The 25,743-nt window shown below is 64.0% G+C and carries 28 protein-coding genes; 13 read left to right on the top strand and 15 right to left on the bottom strand.

The window, feature by feature from the left end; all coding sequences use genetic code 11:
- Positions 1 to 95 precede the first annotated feature (95 nt).
- Entirely contained in the window at positions 96 to 899 is an 804-nt protein-coding gene (locus tag V1479_RS10075) for an endonuclease/exonuclease/phosphatase family protein (protein ID WP_368802764.1), read from the top strand.
- Here V1479_RS10075 and V1479_RS10070 read toward each other — a convergent pair.
- The 9 genes from V1479_RS10070 to V1479_RS10030 form a co-directional block, all read right to left on the bottom strand.
- Positions 869 to 1,261 carry a nitrile hydratase accessory protein gene (locus tag V1479_RS10070; protein ID WP_368802763.1) on the bottom strand — a complete coding sequence of 131 codons (393 nt, stop codon included), beginning with the start codon at positions 1,259 to 1,261 and terminating at the stop codon, positions 869 to 871. The two genes, V1479_RS10075 and V1479_RS10070, sit on opposite strands and share 31 nt — an antisense overlap.
- Entirely contained in the window at positions 1,248 to 1,907 is a 660-nt protein-coding gene (nthB, locus tag V1479_RS10065; protein WP_368802762.1) for a nitrile hydratase subunit beta, read from the bottom strand. Before nthB ends, V1479_RS10070 begins: the two co-directional genes overlap by 14 nt.
- The gene (gene nthA, locus V1479_RS10060; protein WP_368802761.1) at positions 1,904 to 2,533 is read right to left on the bottom strand and encodes a nitrile hydratase subunit alpha; all 630 of its coding nucleotides are present in this window, start codon (positions 2,531 to 2,533) and stop codon (positions 1,904 to 1,906) included. Before nthA ends, nthB begins: the two co-directional genes overlap by 4 nt.
- Positions 2,534 to 2,545: 12 nt before the next feature.
- Positions 2,546 to 3,046, bottom strand: a complete 501-nt coding sequence (locus V1479_RS10055) for a hypothetical protein (RefSeq protein WP_368802760.1) — start codon at positions 3,044 to 3,046, stop codon at positions 2,546 to 2,548.
- Positions 3,047 to 3,104: 58 nt separating this feature from the next.
- Positions 3,105 to 3,701, bottom strand: coding sequence for a LysE family translocator (locus V1479_RS10050; RefSeq protein ID WP_368802759.1), 597 nt, complete (start codon positions 3,699 to 3,701; stop codon positions 3,105 to 3,107).
- A gap of 119 nt (positions 3,702 to 3,820) precedes the next feature.
- Positions 3,821 to 4,393, bottom strand: coding sequence for an acetolactate synthase small subunit (ilvN, locus tag V1479_RS10045; protein WP_173190600.1), 573 nt, complete (start codon positions 4,391 to 4,393; stop codon positions 3,821 to 3,823).
- Between the two features lie 27 nt (positions 4,394 to 4,420).
- Positions 4,421 to 4,816: a type II toxin-antitoxin system VapC family toxin gene (locus V1479_RS10040; RefSeq protein WP_173190592.1), complete on the bottom strand. Its 396-nt coding sequence runs from the start codon at positions 4,814 to 4,816 to the stop codon at positions 4,421 to 4,423.
- On the bottom strand, positions 4,800 to 5,084 hold the full coding sequence (locus V1479_RS10035) for an AbrB/MazE/SpoVT family DNA-binding domain-containing protein (RefSeq protein ID WP_173190590.1): 285 nt from the start codon (positions 5,082 to 5,084) through the stop codon (positions 4,800 to 4,802). The genes V1479_RS10040 and V1479_RS10035 overlap by 17 nt, the downstream gene beginning before the upstream one ends.
- Positions 5,085 to 5,151: 67 nt before the next feature.
- Entirely contained in the window at positions 5,152 to 6,939 is a 1,788-nt protein-coding gene (locus V1479_RS10030; RefSeq protein ID WP_368802758.1) for an acetolactate synthase 3 large subunit, read from the bottom strand.
- Positions 6,940 to 7,186: 247 nt separating this feature from the next.
- On the opposite strand from V1479_RS10030, the gene V1479_RS10025 reads away from it, so the two are divergent.
- Together V1479_RS10025 and V1479_RS10020 are read left to right on the top strand one after the other, a co-directional pair.
- Positions 7,187 to 7,555, top strand: a complete 369-nt coding sequence (locus tag V1479_RS10025) for a hypothetical protein (RefSeq protein WP_173190587.1) — start codon at positions 7,187 to 7,189, stop codon at positions 7,553 to 7,555.
- Positions 7,556 to 7,646: 91 nt separating this feature from the next.
- Positions 7,647 to 9,476, top strand: coding sequence for an ATP-binding protein (locus V1479_RS10020; protein WP_368802756.1), 1,830 nt, complete (start codon positions 7,647 to 7,649; stop codon positions 9,474 to 9,476).
- A 30-nt stretch (positions 9,477 to 9,506) separates the two neighbouring features.
- Here V1479_RS10020 and V1479_RS10015 read toward each other — a convergent pair whose 3' ends face one another.
- Positions 9,507 to 10,298 carry a GGDEF domain-containing protein gene (locus tag V1479_RS10015; RefSeq protein WP_368802755.1) on the bottom strand — a complete coding sequence of 264 codons (792 nt, stop codon included), beginning with the start codon at positions 10,296 to 10,298 and terminating at the stop codon, positions 9,507 to 9,509.
- A gap of 135 nt (positions 10,299 to 10,433) precedes the next feature.
- Positions 10,434 to 11,351 (bottom strand): tRNA (adenosine(37)-N6)-dimethylallyltransferase MiaA, encoded by a 918-nt coding sequence (gene miaA / locus V1479_RS10010; protein WP_368802754.1) that lies wholly within the window; start codon positions 11,349 to 11,351, stop codon positions 10,434 to 10,436.
- Between miaA and serB the strand changes: the two genes are divergently transcribed.
- From serB to rnd, 4 genes are all read left to right on the top strand, one after another.
- Positions 11,350 to 12,237 (top strand): phosphoserine phosphatase SerB, encoded by an 888-nt coding sequence (serB, locus tag V1479_RS10005; RefSeq protein WP_368802753.1) that lies wholly within the window; start codon positions 11,350 to 11,352, stop codon positions 12,235 to 12,237. The genes miaA and serB overlap by 2 nt on opposite strands.
- Complete coding sequence (locus V1479_RS10000) at positions 12,234 to 12,794, top strand: GNAT family N-acetyltransferase (RefSeq protein WP_368802752.1); 561 nt, start codon at positions 12,234 to 12,236, stop codon at positions 12,792 to 12,794. Before serB ends, V1479_RS10000 begins: the two co-directional genes overlap by 4 nt.
- A 99-nt stretch (positions 12,795 to 12,893) precedes the next feature.
- Positions 12,894 to 14,141 carry an MFS transporter gene (locus V1479_RS09995; RefSeq protein WP_368802751.1) on the top strand — a complete coding sequence of 416 codons (1,248 nt, stop codon included), beginning with the start codon at positions 12,894 to 12,896 and terminating at the stop codon, positions 14,139 to 14,141.
- Positions 14,142 to 14,218: 77 nt separating this feature from the next.
- Positions 14,219 to 15,388: a ribonuclease D gene (gene rnd / locus V1479_RS09990; RefSeq protein ID WP_368802750.1), complete on the top strand. Its 1,170-nt coding sequence runs from the start codon at positions 14,219 to 14,221 to the stop codon at positions 15,386 to 15,388.
- Positions 15,389 to 15,491: 103 nt separating this feature from the next.
- On the opposite strand, the gene V1479_RS09985 is transcribed toward rnd, so the two are convergent.
- Positions 15,492 to 16,703, bottom strand: a complete 1,212-nt coding sequence (locus V1479_RS09985) for a hypothetical protein (RefSeq protein WP_368802749.1) — start codon at positions 16,701 to 16,703, stop codon at positions 15,492 to 15,494.
- A 252-nt stretch (positions 16,704 to 16,955) separates the two neighbouring features.
- On the opposite strand from V1479_RS09985, the gene V1479_RS09980 reads away from it, so the two are divergent.
- The 4 genes from V1479_RS09980 (at position 16,956) to V1479_RS09965 (ending at position 19,654) form a co-directional block, all read left to right on the top strand.
- On the top strand, positions 16,956 to 17,537 hold the full coding sequence (locus tag V1479_RS09980) for a VOC family protein (RefSeq protein ID WP_368802748.1): 582 nt from the start codon (positions 16,956 to 16,958) through the stop codon (positions 17,535 to 17,537).
- Positions 17,538 to 17,697: 160 nt separating this feature from the next.
- A complete protein-coding gene (locus V1479_RS09975) occupies positions 17,698 to 18,249 on the top strand; it encodes a dihydrofolate reductase family protein (protein WP_368802747.1) in 552 nt (183 codons plus the stop codon).
- A gap of 80 nt (positions 18,250 to 18,329) precedes the next feature.
- On the top strand, positions 18,330 to 18,872 hold the full coding sequence (locus tag V1479_RS09970) for a dihydrofolate reductase family protein (protein ID WP_368802746.1): 543 nt from the start codon (positions 18,330 to 18,332) through the stop codon (positions 18,870 to 18,872).
- 80 nt (positions 18,873 to 18,952) lie between these two features.
- Complete coding sequence (locus tag V1479_RS09965; protein ID WP_368802745.1) at positions 18,953 to 19,654, top strand: DUF899 family protein; 702 nt, start codon at positions 18,953 to 18,955, stop codon at positions 19,652 to 19,654.
- A gap of 14 nt (positions 19,655 to 19,668) precedes the next feature.
- On the opposite strand, the gene ppx is transcribed toward V1479_RS09965, so the two are convergent.
- Together ppx and V1479_RS09955 are read right to left on the bottom strand one after the other, a co-directional pair.
- Complete coding sequence (gene ppx / locus V1479_RS09960) at positions 19,669 to 21,183, bottom strand: exopolyphosphatase (protein ID WP_368802744.1); 1,515 nt, start codon at positions 21,181 to 21,183, stop codon at positions 19,669 to 19,671.
- On the bottom strand, positions 21,180 to 23,390 hold the full coding sequence (locus tag V1479_RS09955; RefSeq protein WP_368802743.1) for an RNA degradosome polyphosphate kinase: 2,211 nt from the start codon (positions 23,388 to 23,390) through the stop codon (positions 21,180 to 21,182). The genes ppx and V1479_RS09955 overlap by 4 nt, the downstream gene beginning before the upstream one ends.
- A gap of 158 nt (positions 23,391 to 23,548) precedes the next feature.
- Here V1479_RS09955 and V1479_RS09950 point away from each other — a divergent pair, with 158 nt between their 5' ends.
- Positions 23,549 to 23,794, top strand: a complete 246-nt coding sequence (locus V1479_RS09950; protein ID WP_173190558.1) for a zinc-finger domain-containing protein — start codon at positions 23,549 to 23,551, stop codon at positions 23,792 to 23,794.
- A 7-nt stretch (positions 23,795 to 23,801) separates the two neighbouring features.
- Entirely contained in the window at positions 23,802 to 25,058 is a 1,257-nt protein-coding gene (locus V1479_RS09945) for an FAD-dependent monooxygenase (protein ID WP_368802742.1), read from the top strand.
- On the opposite strand, the gene V1479_RS09940 is transcribed toward V1479_RS09945, so the two are convergent.
- Complete coding sequence (locus V1479_RS09940) at positions 25,043 to 25,726, bottom strand: TIGR02117 family protein (protein WP_438620515.1); 684 nt, start codon at positions 25,724 to 25,726, stop codon at positions 25,043 to 25,045. The genes V1479_RS09945 and V1479_RS09940 overlap by 16 nt on opposite strands.
- Positions 25,727 to 25,743: the final 17 nt, after the last annotated feature.

Raw genomic sequence — 25,743 nt, 5'->3', positions numbered from 1 at the left:
GATTCGCGAAGCGGGGGCAATACCGGGCAGGCTCTTGATGCAACGCGTGCTGACAGTATGGTCGGCGCGTCGATCGAGAGAAGCGAGGTTTTTCATTGCGCCTGATCTGCCTGAACGGATGGGGCGGAAAGCTCCACGAATCGCTGATCGCCTTCCTCGGGGAAGCCGACCCGGACGTGCTGTGCCTGCAGGAAGTGGTGCACACGCCATCCGCCGACCGCGGCTGGCTCGCCTATCGCGACGGCGGGACCGACCTGCCGCAGCGCGCGAACTTCTTTGCCGAGGTGAGTAGCGCCCTGCCCGGCCATGTCGCGACCTTCTGCCCTGCTGCTCGCGGCGACCTTTGGAACGGCGAGCAGCGCTACCCGTCTTTCTGGGGGCTTGCGACATTCGTACGTGCGACCATACCGATTATCGGTCAGCAACAGGGTTTCGTGCATGGCGCCTTCTCGCCGCACGGTTATGGCGAGCATCCGCGCTCGCGCAGCGCCCATGCGGTGCGGCTTTACGATCCGGAAGCCGATCATCCGGTGACGATCGCCCATATGCACGGGTTGCGCGACCCCACTGGCAAGCACGACACGCCCGCGCGTTCCGCGCAGGGCGCGCGGCTGCTCGAACTGACACGATCCGTCGCTGAGGACGGAGACCCGGTTATCGTGTGCGGCGATTTCAACGTGCTTCCGGACAGCGAAACCTTCGCGGTGCTGCGCGGGTTTGGCCTTGCTGATCTCGTGACGGCGCGCGGCTTCACCGATACGCGGACGTCGCACTACACCAAAGCGGGCCGCTATGCTGACTACATGCTCGTCAACGATGCGGTGAAGGTGCTGTCGTTCGATGCCCTCGCCGAACCGGAGGTCTCGGATCACCGGCCGCTGCTGCTGGAATTTGCCTGAGGGCCCAGCACTTGAGCAGGCCAGGGGCCGCCCGAAGGATCGTTGGCGAGCAGGATGGGGCTACCGTGGGGCGTGGCGTGGGCTGCGCGCTGCCAGGCATCCGCCAGTTCCTCTACCTGAGCCGGAAGCGCGATGCCCTTGCGACCCAGCAGCGCTTCGAGTGCCGCCAGCCAGTGCTCGTAGTAATCGTGGCCGTCCGGGGCAGCATCGGCGCGGTGGACCTCGGCGCCAAGCGCCTCTGCCCATTCAGCCCATGTGAAGACGCCGCGCTCATGCAGCGCAACGACAAGCGCGAAGGCCTGCGCCTGCCAGGGGGCATCGAAAGGCTTCGGGTCTGCCGGCGGCGTATCAGGCCGGTTCAAGATAGCTCTCCCAGGCGTCGACCGAAACGGTCAGGGTCGGGTCGGCTCCGTCGCCCCAGAGCTCCGGCCCAGCGAATACGACCGTGTAGAGCCGTTCCGGGTTCTCGCCATGGCCGTGCGCATTGGTGTCGGGCAGCACGAAGCCGCCATGCATCGCCTCAATAACGCCCGTCCTGCCGCGCACATAGCGCGGCAGGCGCGTGTGGCCGGTCGGATGCATGTTGTGGGTGCGCACGCGCTGGCCTACGGAAAAGCGGGGCTCGGCGGCGACCGGCCGGTCGCACGGGCCGCCCCGCGCCAGAACCGCAGGCACGTCGGCTGCCTTCAGCACCCTGCGCGGCGGGGTGCCTGCTTCGAGTGCAGCACCCGCAGCCAACTCGGCATCGGTGACGAAGCCGTGACGCTTCAACAGCGTCTCCAGCGCCCTCGTCCATATCTCGTAGTAGCTGGAGCCGTAATAGACCGCCGGATGCAAGGATTCTCGCGCGTGGCGGCTCTCGTCGATGTTCCAGTGGCCAACCGCGCCCGCGCAGAGCGTGACGCCAAGCGCGCGCTTTTCCCATTCGGCGTGGAAGAACGGCTCGTCTGTCTCGGGCGCGACCAGCCCGAAACCCATCTGGCCGCCGAGATCGTGGGGACCGTTCATGCCGCCTCCGGGGCGGCCGCAACGCCGGTGCCGATCATTGAATCGCGCGTGACCAGACCGGCAAGCCGGTCCTCGCTCCAGCCTTCCGTACCCTGCGGGCGCATGGGAACGACGAGATAACGAAGCTCGGCAGTGGAATCCCAGACCCGGACCAGCGTCTGGGGATCGAGCGCCAGCCCGAATTCGGCCAGCACCCCGCGCGGATCGATGACCGCGCGGCTGCGATAGGGCGGCGACTTGTACCAGACCGGCGGCAGGCCAAGCACCGACCACGGATAGCAGGAACAGAGTGTGCAGACGACGAGGTTGTGGGTGTCGGGCGTGTTGAACACGGCCTGCATGTGCTCGCCCTGCCGGCCGGTGAAGCCCAGTTCGGCGATGGCCGCCGTCGCATCGCGTTTCAGACAGTCGGCATAGGTCGGATCGGCCCACGCCTTCGCCACCACCGCGGCGCCGTTTCGGGGGCCGACCTTGGTCTCGTAGGTCTCGACGATGGCGTCGATCGCGGCCGGATCGACGAGGCCCTTGCGGGTCAGGATCGTCTCAAGCGCCCTCACCCGGGCATCCATCGGATCAAGATGATTGTCGTGATGGTGATCGTGGTGGTCGTGTGCGTGGCCGCTCATTGAATTCCCGTCTTATCCGCCGGCATTGGGATTGCGGGCGTAGCCCGGTCCAACGGTGAGCGGCGCATCAGGCACCACCGCATCGCTGATCTGGCTGGTGAACTGCATGTCATCCTGCCACAGCAGGTGCTTTTCATCGCGATCGAAAACGCGGATCGCCACGTTGTAGGGCTTTCCAGCCTCGACACCGCGCACGGAGGGTGAACGCATGGCAAACTTCGCCATCTCCGGCCCGCCGATGCGCTGGCGCACGGTATGCATCGTGCCGCCAGCCGGGTCCTCGAATTCAGCCTCGACGATGGTGCCCGTCGGCAGCGGCTTCTGCACGATTGCGGTGAAGCCGTAGTACACGTCGGAAACACGGTAGTTGAAGATGAAGCCGCCGCCGACGATGCGCAGATAGGGTTTGTCGGCAGGATCCTCCCGGGTGAGCCAGCCAAGCGCGAACAGCGGCACCAGCAGCACCACGGCCACCAGCACCAGTCCTTTAAGCGAGACGAGCTTCTCAATCATGCCCGAGACCCTAGCAGCAGCGATTTGCCCCGTCGATTACCCAGCGTCAGGGCAATCGTTAGCGCAGCATCGGCCACAGGCTGACCACCAGCGCCACGCCCATGGCGATGTTGAACCACTTCAAACGGACCGGATCGGCGAGGAAACCGCGCAGCGCCATGCCAAAGCCGGCCCAGGTCGAGACGCTCGGCAGATTCACCAGCGCGAAGGCGAGCGCAACGACCAGCACCGACAGGAACGGCGCCGCCGGGTCCGAATAGACCGCCATCGCGGTGACGGCCATCACCCACGCCTTGGGATTGACCCACTGGAAAGCCGCAGCCTCCAGGAACGTCATCGGCCGCGCCGCCTTGCCGTCCTTTTCCGACAGTGAGCGCGACATGGCGATACGCCAGGCGAGGTAGAGGAGATAGGCACCGCCGGCGAGCTTCAGCGCAAGATGAAGCGACGGATAGGCCGTGAGCAGCGCGCCGAGCCCGAAGCCGACGCCCAGCAGCAGCGACAGAAAGCCGCCACCGATGCCGAGCATATGCGGGATCGTGCGCCGGAAGCCGAAATTGACGCCGGACGCCAGCAGCATAAAGTTGTTAGGGCCCGGCGTGATCGACGTCACAAAGGCGAAGACGACCAGCGCAAGCAAAAGGTCGGTGGACATGGGGCGTTTCCCAAGGGCGTTTTAAGTCAATGTTACTGACCTAAAACAGCAACTCCAAGCGCATTGTTGTCCCGGTGACAATTCAAGCAAACCGCTCCGATGATCACCGCAGGCGCCCGCTACATGCCCTGCGGACCGCGGTTCATGGCGGCTACGCCGGTGCGACACACCTCGACGAGGCCGAGCGGCTGCATGATGGCGATGAACTGTTCGATCTTGGACACACGGCCGGTGATCTCGAAGATGAAATGGCCTGTGTTTGCATCGATCACGTTGGCGCGAAACGCCTCGGCCAGCCGCAGCGCCTCCACCCGCGCATTGCCGGTGCCGGCCACCTTGACCAGCGCAAGCTCGCGCTCCAGCGGGCGCTCCTGCCCAAGTTCACGCGCGATGACCGTCAGGTCGTTGACGCGATGCACCGGCACGATGCGCTCGAGCTGGTGCTTGATCTGCTCCAGCACGTGCGGCGTGCCACGCGTCACGATCGTTATGCGCGACAGGTGCTTCTCATGCTCGGTCTCCGACACGGTCAGGCTGTCGATGTTGTAGCCGCGGCCAGAGAACAGACCAATGACGCGGGCAAGCGTGCCGGGCTCGTTATCGACGAGCATGGAAAGCGTGTGCTTTTCCGCGCTCTCGGTTTCCTTGGCGATGAAATAGGCGGAGCCGGTGGGCTGAAGCTGGGCGTTCATGACTGTTTCCGAATTTGAAGTTTCATTCTATGCCGCGATCACTGGAACACTGCTTGCCAAGCGTTTGGACTTGCGGCGAAAACCGGTGTCGAATGTGGCGAAGGCATCGTTGCCGGCTGCGGCGTACAGATGCATGGCGTCCGCGAAGTCGAGCCCGGCCTGGTGGGCCAGGATGCAGTTTGCGACCCGCCCACGGTCCGCGAAGAAGATGTTCTCGGTCGCCACGAGCACGGCGAATATCCCGCCGATGTCTTCCCGGGCGACATTCATGACGCTGCGCATCAGCCACTCCGTCTCCAAAAGGACCGTATCTGCGATGAAAATCTCTTCGTCGGTCAAGAGCTTCTGCGCACGTTTCGACTGATCCGACCCGTCGTCAACCAACGCCCGGGCGAGGACATTCGTGTCAACGGCGAGTGGCATCGAACCGTCTGGCCGCCTCGGCCATCATCGCGCGATCGATCTCGGCATCCGTGGGAAACGGCCGGTCGACCTTCAGCACGTGCTTGAGGAACGCGCCTCTGGGTTGAGGCGGGAATCTCGGATCCAACTTCTCGACCGGCTGCACGAAGAATCCCTTTCCCTTGCGGATGAACTCGACTTCGCTGCCTTCGCCAAGGCCTAGCTCGTCGCGAACCGCCTTCGGTACGACGATCTGACCCTTGCTCGAGATTTTTGCCCGCGCGTTCATCGCGTTGCTCCAAGTAAGATGCGGTAAGACGAATATACGCCTTACCGCGTCTTACTTCAATTGTATGTCAAACCAGTTCCCTGCCCTTGGCGTCGATGGCGTTGGCGACGGCTTCGTCGGTCGCCTCGTCAGGCAGGAGCATCTCGTTGTGGGCCTTGCCGGAGGGGATCATCGGGAAGCAGTTGGCGAGTGCTGCCACGCGGCAGTCGAACAGGACCGGCTTCTTCACGTCGATCATCTCCTGGATCGCCGCGTCGAGGTCACCCGGCTTCTCGCACCGGATGCCGTGCGCCCCGAAGGCCTGCGCCATCAGCACGAAATCAGGCATCGCCTCGGTGTAGGAGTGCGACAGGCGGTTGCCGTGGAGCAATTGCTGCCACTGGCGCACCATGCCCATATACTGGTTGTTGAGGATGAAGATCTTGATCGGCGCCTCGTACTGAACCGCCGTCGACATCTCCTGCATCGTCATCTGCACCGACGCGTCGCCGGCGATGTCGATGACGAGCGCGTCGGGATGCGCGATCTGCACGCCAAGAGCTGCCGGGAGGCCATAACCCATGGTGCCGAGGCCGCCCGAGGTCATCCAGCGGTTCGGCTTTTCGAAACCGTAATGCTGAGCGGCCCACATCTGATGCTGGCCGACCTCGGTGGTGATGTAGGTGTCACGGTCCTTCGTCAGTTCGTAGAGCCGCTGGATCGCGTATTGCGGCATGATCACGTCGTCGCTGCTGCGGTAGGCGAGCGAGTCCCGCGAGCGCCAGCGCGCGATCTGCTCCCACCATGGGTGCAGAGCCGATTTCTCGGGCTTCACCGTGGCGCGCCACAGCCGGACCAAATCCTCCAGAACCCGGCCGACATCGCCGAGGACCGGTATGTCGACATGGACGTTCTTGTTCAGCGAGGACGGGTCGACGTCGATATGGATCTTCTTCGAGTTGGGCGAGAACGCGTCCAGCCTGCCGGTAATGCGGTCGTCGAAACGCGCGCCGAGGCAGATCATCACGTCGCAGTCGTGCATGACCATGTTGGCTTCGTAGGTGCCATGCATGCCAAGCATGCCGAGCCAGTTCTTGCCCGAAGCCGGATAGGCGCCGAGCCCCATCAGCGTGGAGGTGATCGGGAAGCCGGTCAGGTCGACGAGTTCGCGCAGCAGGTGGCTGGCCTCGGGGCCCGAGTTCACCACGCCGCCGCCGGAATAGATCACGGGCCGCTTGGCGCCCGCCATCAATGCGACCGCCTGCTTGATGGCCTCGATGTCGCCCTGCACCTTGGGGCTGTAGGACGTCCGCGGCGCCTGCTGCGGCGGGGTGTAGATGCCCTTGGCGAACTGGACGTCCTTGGGAATGTCGACCACCACGGGACCGGGCCGGCCGGTCGTGGCGACATGGAACGCCTCGTGGATGATGCGCGACAGGTCGTTGACGTCCTTCACCAGCCAGTTGTGCTTGGTGCAGGGCCGGGTGATGCCGACGGTGTCGCATTCCTGGAACGCGTCGGAGCCGATGAGCGTCGTCGGAACCTGGCCGGTGATGCAGACCAGCGGGATCGAATCCATCAACGCGTCCTGCAGCGGCGTCACCGCATTGGTCGCGCCGGGGCCGGAGGTGACGAGGAAAACGCCGGCTTTGCCGGTCGAGCGCGCGTAGCCTTCCGCCGCGTGGCCTGCGCCCTGCTCGTGGCGCACGAGAACGTGCTGGATATCGTCCTGTTGGAAAAGCTCGTCGTAGATCGGAAGGACCGCACCGCCCGGATAGCCGAAGATGTGCTCGACGCCATTGTCCCTCAGCGCCTGCACCACCATCTCCGCGCCGCTCATCTCGCGCCTGCCGGCGTCACTTCCTGCGTTGCTCATCGGTCTCTTCCTGTCTTCGCGTATCGCGTCAATGGTCGTTTATCGGTCTTGCGGGCAATAAAAAAGGCCCCCTGAGGAGCCTGTGTTTCGCGCATGGGAGCTTCCGCCCGGCGGTTACACCGCCTTGCCCATGCGCCTTCCTACGAGAATGATCGCTATATTTGTCATCGGAGCGGACATTAATTGCGCAATCCGATGACTGTCAATCGGAAATCCGGCATGATCGCGCATCCTGGAGGGGGCCACCATGCGCAAATGGCTTCTGATCGTGCCCACTGTCCTGCTTCCCGGCTGCGGCGAGCCGGCAACCGAGGCCGACAGGACGGCATTGACGGCAATCTGGCTGCCCGACGACGGATCCGGCCGCAATGTCGAGTTCAAAGCCGACGGCGTCTTCGATTACCAGTATGACAGGGGCTACACGCTTCGCCTCGACTGGAAGCTCGCCAGCAAGGGCCGAGTGGCGCTGACATCGGGCAATGGCGTGACGGTCAGCTGCAATTACACGATCACCGATGCCAGCCTGGCCATCGACAACGGTTCGGGAGCGGCCTGCGTGAGCCCAGGCGTCACGCCACCCTCGCCCATGCCCACAAAGTTCAAACGCGCCGGTTAAGCTTAACGTCCCCTCAACCATGCAGCCACACCGCCGCTTAACCGTCCTGGTGCTAAGTTGGGAGGATTGTAAGCGGGGAAGTGTGTGATCAATGTTCGTTGAACGCGCGGAGATCGGCGAGGCAACGAGTCAGGAACGGCGCGACGGTTCTCAATCGGATTCGCGCGTTCTGGGACGTGTCGTTCAGTGCGACGGCGCCCGCGCGATGCTGGCTGCGTTTGCATCTGATGGCAGCGAAGCCATGCGCGGTCTCTGGACCGTCGGCCGCATGATCTCGATCAACCTCGGCAACATCCGCACAGTTGGCCTAGTCTATCGCATCGAGACGCCGGTCGGCACCTGGAGCGAGAACGAGCCGAACCCGATCAACGTTCATGTCGAACTCGTGGGCGAAGTGCGCGACACCGAAGACGGCAAGCCAGTCTTCGACCGCGGCATCACCACCTATCCGCATATCGGCGCGATCTCGCACCGCATCCGCGCACGCGACCTCGCGGCAGTCTACGATCTTGCCGGCCGTCGCACGTTGACGATCGGCCAGCTCTCGCAGGACACGGCGATCGACGCGCGTATCGCCATTGACGACACGCTCAACCGCCACTTCGCCGTCGTCGGCACCACCGGCGTGGGCAAGTCGACGGCGGTGTCGCTGTTGTTGCGCAAGGCGATCGAGGCACGGCCTGACCTGCGCGTGCTGATCCTCGACCCGCACAACGAATTTTCCTCTGCATTTCCGGATCGCTCGATCCGCATCGACACGACGACGCTGGACCTGCCGTTCTGGCTGTTTCGCCTCGAGGAACTGGTGGAGGTCCTGTTCCGCGGCCGCGACGCGGTACCGGAGGAAGTCGACCTCCTGCGCGATCTGGTGCCGCTCGCCAAGCAGCTTTACCGCAGTTCGGGTCAGGCGGGGCTTATGCGCAGGGCCGCCGACGCCAATGCGCTTACCGCCGATACGCCCGTCCCCTATCGCATTGCAGATGTGCTGCGCATCATCGACGAGCGCATGGGCATGCTGGAGACGAAGAACGACCGCCCGTTCTACCGCGCGCTGCGCGCCCGCATCGACGCAGCGCTGAACGATCCCCGCTACAGGTTCATGTTCGGCTCGCGGCTGATCGACGACAACATTCACGAAACCATCGGCCGCATCTTCCGCGTGCCGCACGAAGGCCGGCCGATCACCTGTTTCGAGCTGGCCGGCATGCCTTCGGAAGTCGTCAATTCGGTCTGCTCAGTGCTGGCGCGGCTTGCCTTCGACCTGGCGCTGAACAGCCATGGACGGCTCAAGCTTCTGGTCCTGTGCGAGGAAGCGCACCGTTACATGCCGGCTGACAGCCGGCTGGGCTTTGCGCCCACGCGGCATGCGCTTTCGCGGATTGCCAAGGAAGGCCGCAAATACGGCTGCTATCTCGGCATCGTCACCCAGCGCCCGGGAGAGCTTGACCCGACCGTTCTGTCGCAATGTTCTACGGTGTTCGCGATGCGGCTTGCCAACGAGATCGACCAGGAGATCGTACGTTCGGCCATCGCGGATTCGTCGGCTTCCACGCTTGCTTTCCTCTCATCGATGGGACAGCGCGAGGCGATCGCCTTCGGCGAAGGCGTGGCAACGACGATGCGCATGAAGTTCGAGTATCTGCCGCCCTCACTGCTTCCGGGAACGACGGGCGACGACGTGGCCGAAGCGGCCAATGGCGAGCGTGAAGTCGATCTTGCCTCGCTTGTTCGCAACCTTCGCAGCGTGGGACATATGCTGCAGCAGGAAACGACACCGTCGATGCTGGGCTCTCCGGTCGAGACATTCCGTCAGGCCGGCGAGCCCGCTGCCCCGCAACCGACCCAGCCGCCTGCACAACAACCTGCAAGCAGGCCGCAGCGCCGCTTCGACGACGAGTCCTTCAGACGGCTCTACGAATAGGCCCCGCCCGACAACTCAACCAATTATCGCCTAGGCGCAGACACGGTTGCGGCCAAGCCGCTTCGCCTCATACAGATGCTTGTCGGCGCGACGGTAGAATTCCTCCGCGCTTTCGTGCTGGTCCCAGACCGCAAGTCCGACGCTGGTGGTGACCTTGAGCCGTACATTGCCGGATACGATCACCAGCCCGGCAATCGCCTTGCGAATCCGCTCGGCCAGCTTCATCAGCAGCGCTTCGTCCATGTTGGGGGCGACGACGGCAAACTCCTCGCCCCCGAGCCGGGCAACGACGTCGTGATAGCGCGTCATGTCCATCAGGCTGTTGGCGACGGCCTTCAGCACCTGGTCGCCGACATCGTGGCCGTGCGTATCGTTGACCGCCTTGAAATGATCGAGGTCGAGGATGATCAACCCGACCGGTTTGTCGATTCTCCGGAACTCGTCGATGTATTCGCGCAAGGCGTCGTCGAAGAAGCGCCGGTTCTGCATGCCGGTCAGGCCATCCGTCAGGGCGGCGTGCTCAAGGGTCTCGGAACGAGCGCTGAGCGAGGCGGTCATGGCGCGCAGCTTGCCCTCTTCCCTGACCTGCGTGCGGATGAGCGGATAGATGAAGAAGACGCCGAAGAATAGCGCAGTTGCCTGCAGGACTCCGGTGGCGAAGAGCAGCCGCGGGAACCAGTCCAGGGTGGAGGCCCACTCAGCAAGATCGGGCGTTCGCGCGTTCGCATAGACCGTATTGTAGGCGTGCAGGATCAGCACGCCGGCGGCGAGGATGACGACGATAAAGACAAAAAAAGCCGACTCGGCCTTGTGAAACCGCATCTGCTCCCCACCGGATAATGCAGGCTCGGTTATTGCACGCTGTTGCTTACGGGAAGTTAATTTAAACAACTAAAACGCGAACTTTTTTCGTTTAAAGGCCGGCGATATGTCGCTCGCGTCGGCGCAGCGCAGGGTCTATTCCTGCATCGAAATCCGCTGCCATTCGGGACCCAGTTGATTGCGGAACCAGGTCGACTGACGCTTTGCATACTGACGGGTGGCGATCTTTGACCTGTCAATCGCCTCCTCGAACCCCATTTCGCCACGATCGGCAGCGATAAGCTCGCGGACGCCGATCGCCTTCATCGCCGGCAATGCGTCGTCGAGGTCGAGCGCAGCTATCGCGCGCACCTCGTCAAGTGCACCCTCCTCGATCATCGCGTCGAAGCGCTGGTCGATCCGGGCCTTCAGAACCACCCTGTCCGGCTCGATCACCATAAGTTGCGCTGACGATCGATCGACCATTGGTGTGCCGGAGCGTGCCTGCCACTGAGAGATCGGCTTGCCCGATGCGTCCATTACTTCCAGTGCGCGCACGATGCGCTGGCCATCGGTGGAGCGGATCGTGCCAGCCGCGGCCGGGTCTCGCTCGGCCAACAGATCGTGAAGCGCAACCGGCCCCTTATCGGCGAGGGCATCCCGCCAGCGTTGCCTTATCGTGGGTGGAACCTCCGGCATCGCAGAAAGCCCATCCAGCAGCGCACGGAAATAGAGGCCGGTGCCACCGACGAAGATTGCCGGCTTGCTCCCAAGTTCGCCTGAGCGGATGAGCGCCTCGACATCGCGCATCCATCGGCCGGTGGAATAGGCCTCGCGCGGGTCGACATGGCCATAGAGCCTGTGTGGGGCGGCGGCGAGCTGCGTTTCGTCGGGTCGCGCGGTCAGCACCCGCAGCACGCCGTAGACCTGCATGGAATCCGCGTTGACCACGGTCCCGCCGGTTTCCCGCGCCAGCCGCAATGCCAGCGCCGACTTGCCGCTGGCGGTCGGCCCGGCTATCAGGATCGCGTTCTTCAACGGCCCCTGCGGGCCAGTCCAATCGGAAATGCTCATGCCCCTCGTCGCAACGCTGATCGCCAATCCCGCGCGCCCGGTTCTGGATCGTCAACTGGCAGATAGGGCGTTCGCCGCACTCGGCGCAAGCCGTATCGACTGGCTCGCGGACGGGATCGCGGCCGATCTGTTGCTGCCGGAGCGCATCTCGGTGGAGGCGGCGAGGCCCATAGCGGCCGACGCGCTTGCCGGCGCGCCCGTCGATGTGGTGGTGCAGGACGTCGCGACACGTCGCAAGAAGCTGCTGATCGCCGACATGGATTCGACCATGATCGACCAGGAATGCATCGACGAGCTGGCAGACGAGGTCGGGCTGAAGGAGCGCGTCGCCGACATCACAGCGCGGTCGATGAACGGAGAGATCGCATTCGAGCCGGCGCTGCGCGAACGCGTCGCGCTGCTGGCGGGGCTCGGGACCGAGGTCATCGAGCGCATCATCGAAAACCGCATCACGCTCGCCGCTGGCGGGCCGGCACTCGTTGCCACCATGAACGCCAACGGCGCATGGACGGCGTTGGTCTCGGGCGGCTTCCTCTCGTTTACCGGCCCGATCGCCGGCAAGCTCGGGTTTCGAGAAAACCGTGCCAACCGGCTGATCGAGGAGCACGGCCGTCTTGCGGGCACCGTGGCGGAGCCCATTCTCGGCCGCGCGGCCAAGGCCGAAGCGCTGGGGGAAATCGCGGGCCGGCTTGGCATTTCCGCTGACGACGCCATCGCCGTGGGTGACGGCGCGAACGATCTCGACATGCTGGCGATGGCGGGTAGCGGCGTCGCGCTGCATGCTAAACCTGCGGTTGCATCCCAGGCGCGTATCCGGATCGACCATGGCGACCTCACGGCGCTGCTTTACATGCAGGGCTATCGCCAGGAGGAGTTCGTCGCATGATGCGGCTTGAGACCGAGCGGCTCATCATCCGCAACTGGGAAGAGCGCGACCGGGAGCTGTTCCATCGCATCAATTCCGACGACGATGTGATGAAATTCTTTCCCTTCCGGCGCAGCCGCGCGGAGGCCGAAGCCTTCCTCGATCGCATTCGTGCCGAGAACGAGGCGCGCGGCTACGGCTTTGCGGCACTTGAACTGAAGGAGACCGGCGAGTGCATCGGATTCGCGGGACTTTATCCGGACAATGTCGCCCCAAGCCGGCCGGCCGGTACTGTCGAGATCGGCTGGCGGCTCGCCCCTGAATACTGGGGCAAGGGTTACGTCACCGAGGCGGCCGAGGCGCTGCTCGCATTCGGCTTCGAAGAGCTGGGACTCAAAGAGATCATCTCGTTCGCCGTCTGGAACAATGACCGCTCGACCGCTGTCATGCGCCGGATCGGCATGACGCGCGACTTGGAAGCCGATTTCGACCACCCACGCGTGCCGGACACGCATCCGCAGCTCAAGCGGCATGTGCTCTACAGCCTGAAACGACAGGATTGGGCTTCACGACGCTGACGCTGCGTCGGATTGGACCAGCACGCCTGACAAACTGTCCTTGGCGCAATCGGCCGGGCCAGACTATAGAGGGATGAGCGCCCTCCCTATCCCGGTCCGATGACGAGCCTGCGTCCCCTCATTCCCATCCTGACGGCCGCGGGCATTCTCCTCGGGGGAAACGGGCTTCAGGGCACGCTCATTGCGCTGCGCGGCGCGCAGGAAGGCTTCTCCCCGGCCGCGATCGGCTTCATGGGCACGGCCTATTTCGCCGGCTTCCTGATCGGCTGCCTCGTTATCGTAAGGATGCTGCGCGCCGTCGGGCACATCCGCGCCTTCTCCGCCCTTGCCGCCATCGCTGCGGCCGGCACGCTGCTGATGGCGATCGCCATCGACGTGACGATGTGGACGGCGGTGCGGTTCATATCCGGTTTCTGCTTCGCAGGCCTGTTCACCGTGATGGAGAGCTGGCTCAACTCCGGCGTCGCCAATGCCGACCGGGCGCGGGTGCTCGCATTCTATCGCATCATCGACCTTGGCGCGGTGACCGGTTCACAGTTCCTGATACCCATCGTCGGGGTCGAAGGCTTCCCGATCTTCGCCGTCATGGCGATCATGATCACGCTTTCCCTCGTCCCGGTGTCGCTCGGCGACCGGTCGAATCCGTCGCCACCCGAAGACGTGAAGCTCGATCTGAAGCGCGCCTGGCAGATCTCGCCGGTCGCTGCGATCGGCTGCATCGCGGTCGGCGTCACCAACAGCGCCTTTCGCACGCTGTCACCGGTCTATGCGCAGGACATCGGTATGTCGGTCGCCGACGTCGCAACCTTCGTCAGCGTGTCGATCATCGGCGGCGTGCTGATCCAGTATCCGCTCGGCTATGCGTCGGATCGGCATGACCGGCGTATCGTGCTGCTGGTCACGACCGGCCTCGCCATGGCAGCGGCGCTGGCGCTCGGCCTGTTCGCGGGCGGCGATCGCCTGCTGAATTTCGCGCTGGTGTTCGTCTTCGGCTCGTTTGCCATGCCGCTCTTCTCGCTGTCGGCAGCGCATGCCAACGATCGAGCGGCCAAGAACGAGTACGTCATGCTCAACGCCGCGCTGATGCTGTTCTACTCGTTCGGGGCGATCGGCGGTCCGTTCGCAGCGGCAACGGTCATGCAATGGTACGGCCCGCAGGCGCTGTTCCTGTTCAGCGCGCTGGTCTACGCGATCTTCATAACGCTCATCCTGTACCGGATGCGGCGGCGCGCGCCCGCGCCCAGCACCGAACGCGGGCGATTCACGGCGTTGCTGCGCACCTCCACCATCTTCGCCAGACTGGCGCAGCGCGGCGGCAGCAAAGACACGAACGGCCGGGAAAGGTAGCCCTCCCCCTTTCGAAAGGGTTGACGGGAGCGCCCGCTGCTGGAATTGAGGCAGGATTGCACGAAAAAAGTAGCTATATGGACCTCATCACACGCCAGGACGAACTCGAAGCCGCCATCGACGCGCTCGGCCGTTCCGATTTCATCACCATCGACACCGAATTCATCCGCGAGACCACCTTCTGGCCCGAACTGTGCCTGATCCAGATGGCCGCGCCAGGCGTCACGGCGCTGATCGATCCCCTTGCGCCCGACATCGACCTCGCCCCGTTCTTCCGGCTGATGGCCGATGAGTCGACGATCAAGGTTTTCCACGCCGCACGGCAGGACATCGAGATCATCTATCATCTGGGCGCGCTCATCCCGCATCCGGTGTTCGACACCCAGGTCGCCGCGATGGTGTGCGGCTTCGGCGACAGCGTTTCCTACGACCAGCTCGTGCAGAAGGTGACCGGAACGCGGCTCGACAAGTCGTCGCGGTTTACCGACTGGCGCCGCCGGCCACTCTCTGACAAGCAGCTCGAATACGCGCTCGCCGACGTCACCTGGCTGATCGATGTCTATCACCATCTTCGAGACCAGCTCGAGCGCGAGGACCGCGCCCACTGGCTGAACGAGGAGATGGAGGTGCTGACGGCCCGCGAGACCTACGATCCGCATCCCGACGATGCGTGGAAGCGGCTGAAAATGCGGGTTCGCAAGCCGCAGGAGCTTGCCGTCGTGCAGGCCGTCGCCGCCTGGCGCGAGCGGGAAGCACGCGAACGCAACGTGCCGCGCGGACGTGTGCTCAAGGACGACGCCATCTTCGAGATTGCCCAGCAGGGGCCGCGCGACACCACGGCGCTCGGCCGTCTGCGCACCACGCCCAAGGGCTGGGAGCGCTCGGCGACGGCAACCGCGCTGCTCAGCATCGTCAACGCGGCGCTGGACCTGCCGAAGGAGGAGCTGCCGAAACTGCCGAAATTCGTACAGCAGCCCGAGGGCACGGGCGCGGCCGCCGAACTGCTGAAAGTGCTCCTGAAGCTGGTGGCCGAACAGCAGGGCGTGGCGCCCAAGGTTCTCGCCTCCAGCGACGACATCGAGAAGATCGCCGCGGCCGGCGAGGAAGCGGACGTGCCGGCGATGCAGGGTTGGCGCCGCGAGGTCTTCGGCGAACGCGCGCTCAGCCTGGTGCGCGGCGAGATCGCGCTGAAATTCCACAAACGCAAGATCGCGATTTTCGAAACGCCTGACCAACTGGCGATCTGAACCTTCGCGATTCGCCTCCCACTCCGGTTGGCTTTGCCGTCCAACTCTCCCCCGATCGACGGGGGAGAGGGATGTCGCCGGCTGAGACCAGCGATTGGCCCGATCAATCGTGCTGCTTCCCGGAGCCGCCGACGGCGACGATGGTGTAGGGCATGCCCTCCACGGCGATCGTGCGCTCTTCCGCGAAGCTATCCGTATCGACAAGCCGGATGACGCCTTTCAGCGGGTCGGTCACGGCCAGATAGTCGCCGGCGACCGCCAGCCGCGGACGCGGATCGCGCCAGTGGCCGTCCATCGAATAGGGCTCGGTCAACTGCAGGCTTTTCTCGATCTTGCCGGAAAGAACGTCGAGCAGATGCAGCTTGCCATCCTCGGTAAGGATGTAGGTGTTGCGCGTCTTGGCCGGGTCCACCGCGAAATCGACGCGCCGCATCGGCAGATCGACCTTACGGAACGTGGTCTCGGCGCCCGGCTCAACCAGCACCACGGCGCTCTGGCCATAATTCGTCAGGAAGAACTGCAGCGCCGTGCCGCCACGCAGCGTCGAGACGTTGCCTTCTCCAAGTTCCGCGGTCGACACGTGCCGCAGTTCGGGAGCGCCCGACCCGGCGGACATGGCAACGACGATACCGTCATGGCACCCGAAAGCCAGAACGCCGCCGGAACCCGCCTGACCGTGAAGGCCCGGGCACGCGACGTCTTCGCCGACCTGATTGCCCGAGGAATCCTTTATACGCAGCGCCACGGGGCGACGCGACGCGTCCTCCGGATCGGGAACCGAGTGGATCACGTAGTCGCCGAAGGACGCGGCCAAGCCGTGATGCGGCGCCCCGACATCGAGGGTGAGCGGGCTGAACTTGCCGTCGAGCACCTGCCCCTCGGGGAAGATGTCGGCACGCCCCTCGCCATCGTAGAACATCGCGATGCGGCCGCCATTTTCGAAGAAGTGCGCAGGCTTTTCGCCTGAAAACGCCGTTTCGAGGCGTTCCGGATCGTCGATGTCGAGATCGACGTGCTCGCCATGATCCTCCAATGTAAGACCTGAGCGAAGTATCGTGACCTTGCCGGCTTCGCCCTGGACAGCGAACACGGTGCGGCCAGACTTGCTGCGATAAAGGCTCGCATAGGAATCGAGGTCGAACCGGCCCGCCTCCGTTCCATCATCCAGCTCTATGGCTCGCACCACGGGATCGGTGTGGTCGCCGACGAAAAGCCGCCAATGCGACACCTCATCGGCCTTCGCGTTTCCTGCGACCGAAGCGGCTGCGACGCCGGCGGCGAAAACCAGCCACGTCCAGCGTGAAATAGACTTCATTGCCTAACCTCCATATCTGTTGGCAGGCATTTGTTATAGTATAACATACCGCATGAGAAGACCGATTGTGTGTCATGCACCGCTTGTCGGCGTGCATGGTTGGGGAGCGGCCCGCAAGGTGCCCGGCCGATTACCGCAAAGCTCGTCTTCGCCATTACCTTGCGGATAATTGTTTTGCTTCCGGCAAAGCCTAATCTCGCGGCAGGCCTGGTGGTCATGTGACCACCTGCCCCCACAAGAAAGGAACCTGCCATGAAATACCAAAGCCGCCCCAGGCGGGGGCCGGCGCGCCGTTGCGCGCGCGCGATCGCAAGCCTCGTCGCCGGCGCTATGCTGGCCGCCACGGCACCAACCACAGCCGCCTTTGCAGACAATGCTGCCACACAGCAGGAGGAACAGGCCATGAAAATTCGCGACCTCTACCCGCTCATCACCACGCCGGCGCTGTTCGAAGCACGCGACTTCTACGTCACGCATTTCGGGTTCGACGTACTGTTCGAGGCGAGCTGGTTCGTCTACCTGTCCGGTCCCGCCGACGGCGAGACGCGCGGAGCGACGCTTGCGTTCATGCATCCCGATCATCCGTCCAATCCGCCCGGCCCCGAGTCCTTCAACGGGCTCGGCATGATCCTGACCGTCGAGGTCAGTGACGTGGCAGCGGTCCATGACCGGTTCGCAGCCAGCGGCGCGCCGATCGTGCATCCCCTCACGGATGAGGAGTGGGGACAGCGCCGCTTCATGACCCGCGACCCGGCCGGTGTGCTGGTCGACGTCGTGCAGCAGACGGAGCCCGCTCCAGGCTTCTGGGAGCGGTATCCGGCGCCGGGTTTGTAGAACCAGACCGCCTGCTGCGCACAGCCCGGGCCGGCACCCTCTCCCGTCCGGTCCGGGCACCTTTGCGAGCACTTCAGAGAATACCACTTGCAATCAGCAATCGGATATGAGAGAAGACACATACCGGTTGCAAATAGCAAGCAGATTAGGGAGAAAGACGATGCGCAAGCTGATCGCCTGGAACGTCGCAACGCTCGATGGCTATTTCGAGGGAACGGAACCCTGGGAGCTCGACTTCCACGAAACCGTGTGGGGTCCCGAACTCGAGAAACTGTCAACCGATCAACTGGCAGACCTCGATTACCTGCTGTTCGGCCGCAAGACCTACGAGGGCATGGCAGCGCACTGGACCGAGAACAGCGAAGGTGAGATCGGCAAGGCAATGAACACGGTGCCGAAGCTCGTCGCCTCGCGCACGCTCAAGAGCGTCGACTGGAACAATTCGACGCTGATCGAAGGTGACATCGGCGACGCGATCCGCCGACTGAAGGCCGAGGACGGCCGCAATATCTATGTCTTCGGCAGCGCCGACCTGCTCACGACGCTGATCGCCGAAGGTCTCGTGGACGAGTACCGCATCTGCATCGCGCCGGTGCTTCGGGGTGCGGGCACGCCGCTGTTCAAGACGGCCAAGGAAAAGACCTCGTTGACGCTCCTGGAAGCGAAAGCGCTTCAGAATGGCGGCGTTCTGATGCGCTACGCCATGGCGTGATCGCACTGCCAGCCACCTACGCTTTCGCTGCGAAGAGAGTTCAATACGCCGGTTACGCGGCACCTGGGAGGACAGAGACGATGGCGACGCTTGTTTTCGGAATGAACGTATCGCTCGACGGTTACGTCGACCACGACAAATTCGGGCCCGACCCCGTACTGTTTCAGCATTTCATCGAGCAGGCGCAAGAACAGACAGGCAGTATCTACGGACGGCGCCTCTACGAGGTGATGCGCTATTGGGACGAGGAGCATCCGGAGTGGACGCCTGATCTGCGGGCCTTCGCGGAGGCTTGGCGTAACCAGCCGAAATGGGTCGTGTCGCGCTCGTTGCAGTCTGTCGGCCCGAACGCAACGCTGATCCAAGGAGATGCTGGCACCGAGATACGGCGGCTGAAGGAAGACCTTGATGGCGAAATCGAGGTCGGCGGGCCGGAACTGGCGCAGAGCCTGACAGAGCTTGGCCTGATCGACGCCTACCGCCTCTACGTCCATCCGGTCGCGCTTGGCAGCGGCAAGCCGTACTTTGCCTCTCCCCCACCAAAGCTCCGGCTGACGGCAAGCGAGCGCATCGGCGAGGAAGCAGTCAGGTTGACCTACGTTCCCGCCGATCGGCCGACTTGAGGCTTGGACGTTGCGGGATTGTCGGAACCGGCAAACGCAATCCGTCTTTGAGTAAGATCGCAAAAGAAGGAGTTGCTGACATGGCCAATCCACTCCCGCAGGCAGCCGAGCTGGCTGCCCTCAGGCAACCGCCGTTTCCCGGCGAAAGCGCGGAATATCGCAAGGCGCGTGAGACCTTGCTGGCCGAGGAGATCGAATTTCGCCGCCACATGACGCGTCTGTGCGAGCAGCGGCAGTCCCTGCCGGCTGGCCCGGTCATAGACAAGGACTACAGGTTCCGGGATGCTGCAGGGAACGACCTCGGCCTCGCGGACCTGTTCGGAAAGCACGACACGCTCGTGAGCTATTTCTGGATGTATGGACCGCAGCGCGAACGCCCCTGCCCTATGTGCACCAACTGGCTCGGCGCGGTCGACGGCAACGCGGCCGATATCGAGCAGCGGGTGTCTCTCAAGATCTTCGGCCGCAGCCCGGTCGAACGCCAGCAGGCGTTTGCGAAAGAGCGCGGCTGGCAACACCTCGATTTCGTGCAGACGGTCGGCGACAATTACGCCAACGATCTGGGCCTCATCAACGAGGACGGCACGGAGAACCCGGCGCTGGTGGTCTTTTCACGCAAGGGCGACGAGGTGCGGCTATTCTGGGCGGCCGAAATGCCGTCTGCCGCTGCAGACCCCGGGCAGGATCCGCGCCTCGCGCCGGACATCGCCTCGTTGTGGTCAATCCTTGATCTCACGCCCGGCGGACGCGGCACGGACTGGTATCCGAAGCTGTCCTACTGAGGCCAGCCGCCCGATCACTCGCCGACGGCGATGTCCATCGGCCTGCCGAGCACCTTTGAAAGCTGGGCCATGCGTCCCTCGGGGCGCTCGCCCAGCAGGCCGGCATGCGAGGCAGGTACCACAAGGGTGAGGCTGTCGCCCTCGCCCTTGCGCCATTTGAGCCGCGGCATGAGGCCTGGCATGGATGCCGAGAACAGATAGACCACCCGCAGGAGCGCGCCGAGGATGCGCGCCCGCTCCACGTGGCGCGCGCCCGCAAGCGCCTGCATCGTCGGCGAGACCGCATCCTCATAAATGCCTTCATGCCGGAACAGGCTGGTGAGGCCGATGAAGGCGCGGCCCGGATGGTCCACACCGATGAAGGATGCGTGCGCGATGATATTGAGCGACTGCGTGCCACGATATTCCGGATGCGCGCGCCAGCCGATGTCGGCGAGCAGGCAGGCCGCCTGCCGGTAGCGCGCGTCCTCCTCGCTTTCCTCCAGCCCGAAAACTTCGAACGCCTCGCCCGTCCACGCCGCCAGCTCGCGCGCATGGGTGACCGAGCGGGCGCGCAGGACCGCAAGCTCTTCCGCCGCCGAAAGCAGCGCGTCGCGGCGGCGGTCTTCCTCCTCCAGCAGCGAATAGAGATAGCCCTCGCGCACACCCAGCGCCGAGACGACGATGTCCTTCGGCTTCATCGCCGTGATGATTTCCTGCAGCACGGTGGCGCCGTAAGGCAGAAGCGCTCGTCGCGACTTGGAAATGCGCTCGATGCCCTTCATCTTGCCGATGTCGCCGCTGGCAACCTGCTTCAGGAAGGCACCGGAACCTTCGACGTCGAACTCGTAATGATGCATCACGTTGAGCGGATAACCGGTGGCGTTCATGTGGAGGCGCGCGAGGTTTCGCCATGTGCCGCCAACGCAGTAGAAGGTGCGGCCTTCGCCACCCGCAAGCAGACTGGCACGCTTGAGCTCGCGCCGGGCGATGCGGGCCGCCGCGTCGGCCGAGCTCTTCGCCATGTCCTGCAACCGCAGGCCGCCGAGCGGCAGGGTGATGCCGTCGCCGATCGTCTCGCCCGTGACGTCGACAAGTTCGAGGCTGCCGCCGCCAAGGTCGCCGGCGATGCCATCCACCTTGTGGAAGCCGGAGATAACGCCGAGGGCAGAATAATGAGCCTCTTCACGGCCCGACAGCACGCGAATCTCCGCACCGAGGATTTCTTCGGCGCGATGGATGAAATCCATGCCGTTTTCAGCCTCGCGGGCAGCGGCCGTGGCGATCACGTGCAGTTGCTCGGAACCCGCCTGCTCGGACAGCGCGCGAAAGCGCCGGAACTCGTCCACCGCGCGGCGGACGGCCTCGGGGTCGAGCTTGCCGGTCGTTACGATGCCGCGCCCCAAGCCCGCCAGCATCTTCTCGTTGAAGAGCACGGTCGGCGAACGCGCAACACCCTCATAGACGACGAGACGGATCGAGTTCGACCCGATGTCGATGATCGACAGTGGCTGGCGATCTTGCAGCCGGCCCTGGGATGTATGAATCATGCAGTCTCGGCTGTGTTGGCCTTCTTGCGGCGCTTGTGTTGCGCAATGCGCTTCGGCGCATGGGATTTCAGGGCGTCACCTCGACCGGACAGGCTGGGATTCGTCATGAAATATTCCTGCGCGTTGAACGGTTCCTCTCCCTCCTCGGGCATCATCCGCCGCGAGGTACCGTCCGCCAATACTTCGAAACTTTGCTGGTTGTCCATGATGTTTCCGAGCATGATCTGGCCCAGCACCTGTTCATGCACAGTCCCGTTAGTGATCGGCACCAGCGTTTCGACACGGCGATCGAGGTTGCGGGGCATCAGATCCGCGGAACTGATGTAGACGATCGCATCGTCTGAAGGCAGCCCGTGACCATTGCCGAAACAGTAGATACGGCTGTGCTCCAGGAAGCGGCCCACGATCGACTTGACGCGGATGTTCTCCGACAGCCCCGGCACCTGCGGACGAAGGCAGCAGATGCCGCGCACCACGAGGTCGATCTCCACGCCGGCGCGGCTTGCATCGTAGAGCGCGTCGATAATGGTCGGGTCGACCAGCGAGTTCATCTTCATCCAGATTTGGGCAGGTTTGCCCGCAGCGACGAACTCCTTCTCCGCACGGATGTGCTCGAGGATGCGGTTTCGCAGCGTCAGCGGCGAGATAGCGAGATGCATCTCGTTGGCGGGCTCCGCGTAGCCGGTGATGAAGTTGAAAACCTGCGCAACGTCACGCGCGATCACCGGATCGGAAGTGAAATAGGACAGGTCGGTGTAGATGCGCGCGGTGATCGGGTGGTAGTTGCCCGTGCCCAGATGCACGTAGTTGCGCAGCTTCCCGTCCTCGCGGCGCACCACGAGCGACATCTTCGAATGCGTCTTCAACTCGATGAAGCCGAAGACAACCTGGACGCCGGCGCGCTCGAGATCGCGCGCCCAGCGGATGTTGGCTTCCTCGTCGAAACGCGCCTTGAGCTCGACCAGCGCCGTCACCGACTTGCCGCTTTCGGCCGCATCGATCAGGGCGCGCACGATGGGGCTGTCGTTGGAGGTGCGGTAGAGCGTCTGCTTGATGGCGACGACTTCCGGGTCCAGCGCGGCCTGACGCAGGAACTGCACCACCACGTCGAAGCTCTCATAGGGGTGATGGACGACAATGTCCTTCTCGCGTATCGCGGCGAAGCAATCGCCGCCATGCTCGCGTATGCGCTCGGGGAAGCGCGGATTGTAGGGCGTGAACTTGAGATCGTCGCGCGGCAGGGCGACGATCTCGGAAATCTGGTTCACCGCCAGCGGCCCCTTCAGGACGCTGATGCGCGACGAACCGACGCCAAGCTCGCTGGCAACGAAATCGCGCAGGCCTTCCGGCATCTCGTCATCGAACTCGATGCGAATGACCTGGCCCCGGCGGCGGCGCTTCAGCGCGCTTTCGAACAGGCGCACGAGATCTTCGGCCTCCTCCTCGACCTCGATGTCGGAGTCTCGGATGATGCGGAACGTGCCCGAACCCTTCACCTCGTAGCCAGGGAACAGCTTGCCGATGAACATGCCCACGACATCTTCCAGCGCAATGTAGCGCACCGTGCTCTTGCGGTCCGGCAGCCGGATGAAACGGCGCAGGGCTACGGGCAGGCGCAGCAGCGCCGTCATCTCCTCGGCCTGCCTGCGGTGGCGCAGGTTCAGCGCGATCGAAAAACCGAGATTGGGAATGAACGGAAACGGATGTGCCGGGTCGATCGACAGCGGTGTCAGCACCGGGAAGATCGCCTCCATGAAGTGCTCGTCCAGCCACGCCTTCTCGTCCTTTACGAGCGCGGTGGCGCGGACGATCTCGATCCCTTCCTTGCGCATCAGACCGGTCAGCAGCGAATAGCTCTGCTGCTGGTCTTCCTGAAGGCGGCTGACTTCGAGCAGCAGCAGTTCGAGCTGCTGTTCCGGCGTGCGCCCATCCGGGCTCTTGATGGCAATCCCCTCGCGGATCTGGCCAGCAAGACCAGCGACCCGCACCATGAAGAATTCGTCGAGATTGGTCGCCGAGATCGACAGGAACCGCACACGCTCCAGAAGCGGATGGCAAGGGTTCTGCGATTCGTCGAGCACGCGGCGATTGAACTGGAGCCAGGAGAATTCGCGGTTCACGAACCGGTCCGGATTGCCGTCGGGCGCGGCCGCCAGCGCCTGCATCTCGCCGGTAAATTCACTCGTTGCCGGTCTCAGTTCGTTCATGATCTCCTCAGTGCCCCAAAGGTTTGCCAGGCGACAAGGCGCCAATCTACCTCGTGACAGGCTTTTGCGACAGTTTCATATCATCGACTTGCAAAGACCGGGTTTATGCTGCAAACGCAGGCAATCCGCTTCGAGTTTGCAGCATCCGGGAGCTTCCGATGGCCGGCCACGCGATACCGCATTTCCAGAACGACGCAGGTCACGCCGCGATCGAGATCGGCGTGAAGGAATTCATGTGCGTGGGCGCCAATCCGCCCTTTGACCATCCGCATGTCTTTCTCGACATGGGCGATGACGCCGAAAAGGTCTGCCCGTACTGCTCGACGCTTTATCGCTACAATGCGAAGCTGAAGGCCACCGAGACCTCGCCCGCCGGCGCGCTCTACCATCCGCAGGCCGCCTGAGCCTGAAGTGGACCTCCGCGCCGGGCCGATCGCGATTGCCGGGGCTGGCATTGCGGGCCTGACGGCAGCGCTGGCGCTCGCACAGCGTGGTTTTCAGGTCAGGCTTTTCGAACGCTCCGACCGGCTGGAAGAAGTCGGCGCCGGGCTGCAGCTTTCACCAAACGCTACGCGCCTGCTCGACCGGCTGGGCGTTCTTTCGATCCTGAAACCGATTGCGGTGCGCGCCGAGGCGGTGGAAATCCGCAGTGCGCGAACGCTTGGCCGGCTCGCGTCCGTCCCTCTTGGCGAGAAGGCGGTGCGCCGCTGGGGCGCGCCCTATCTGACAGTCCATCGCGCCGACCTGCAGAGCGCGCTTCTTGCCGCGGTGAAACGGCAACCCGAGATTGACCTGGCGACCGGCGCGACCGTGCGCGACGCCGCGTTCCATGACTACGGGGTCACGCTCTCGGTCGACCGCGACGGACGGATCGAGGAGTTCGGCTGCAAACTCGCAATTGGCGCCGACGGCGTATGGTCGACATTGCGCGAACTCGGCAGGCATGGGCGGCAAAGCCGCTATTCGGGATATGTTGCCTGGCGCGCGATGCTGCCGTCCGCGCAGGCGGGGAGCGGAACGGATGCGGCACTGCCGCCGAACGACCGCGTCACCGCGTGGCTGCACGCCGGCTTTCACCTGGTCGCTTATCCCGTTCGCGCGGGTGAGGCGATCAACCTGGTGGCCGTGACGCGCGCGCCGGAGTTGACGCGCAGATGGTCCAACGCGGCTGACCTGTCGATGCTGGTAGCGGCAATGGGCGGCGCCTCCCCTGCCCTTCAACAACTGGTGCAGGCAGCAGACCACTGGACGACCTGGCCGATCCACGAAGTGCCGCCGGACGGCGCCTGGACGGCTAAGGAAGGCATCGCGCTGATCGGCGACGCTGCACATGCCATGAGCCCCTACGCCGCACAGGGGGCCGCAATGGCGATAGAGGACGCGGTCGCGCTGGCTGCGGCACTTGCCCGCGAACCCACCAGTCTGGCGGCTGCGCTGTCGCTTTACGAGCAGGCGCGGCGCAAGCGGGTCAAGCGCGTGGCGGCGCGTGGCGCGTTCAACCGCTTCACATGGCATGCGTCCGGTCCGGTCGCCTTTGTACGCGACCGGGTGCTCGCGCTGCGCAAACCGGAAACGCTCGCCGCCGACTTCGACTGGCTTTACGGCTGGGATATCGGCGACGACCTCCCACGCCTTGAAACAAGCCGGCCCTCTCAGACCGGATTGTAGGTTTCGACGGACCAGAGCAGGCTCAGAGGCAGTGGATTCCACCACCCGGTTCGTAGCCCCGCGGAGCGCAAAGCCGAAGCCGTCCAGACATTGCATCCCACGAGCGCGTTGAACCAGCCGTTTGCTTCGTAGAAACGATCGTAGAGACCGTAGGAACGCCCCTCGATCGGAACGACGGCGCCTTCGGCATTCCGTGTGAAACTGGCAAGGACATCATCCAAGATCCGCTGGAATTGCGCAGGAGTGAGGTCGAGCGCAAGAACGCCAGCCTGCGCCGGGTCGACCTCGCCTGCCAGCGCCACATGCATGACGGCCCTGTCGAGCGTCAGAGCCCGGAATGCGGGGCCGGGCTTCAATTCGGCCCAGGTCGGGGTCTCCAGATAGAAGGAACGCCCACCCCAGCCGAACGCGATCCATCCGACCGCGGGATCGTCGATCGGCAAGCCGTCTTCACGCAGAAACGCAAAGCTGGCCAGCACATCCGGATCCGGCGGCAGCGCAATATCGGTATGAATTGGATTGGCAAATATCAGGATGCGCCTCAGCGGCCCCGCATCCTGTTCGCTCTGCTTGGCTGCAAGGAACGGACGCGGCAGCGCCGCGCCCAGAAGTGCCGCCACGGCGGCAAGCGCAGCCAAGACCGCGAAAGCAAGAGCCGCACGGCGCATCATTACCGTCGCGCTGC

The organism is Neoaquamicrobium sediminum (assembly GCF_040970315.1).
GTDB classification, from domain to species: domain Bacteria; phylum Pseudomonadota; class Alphaproteobacteria; order Rhizobiales; family Rhizobiaceae; genus Aerobium; species Aerobium sediminum.
The sequence above is the reverse complement of the archived record's forward strand: the minus strand, read 5'-3'. Positions and strand labels throughout refer to the sequence as shown.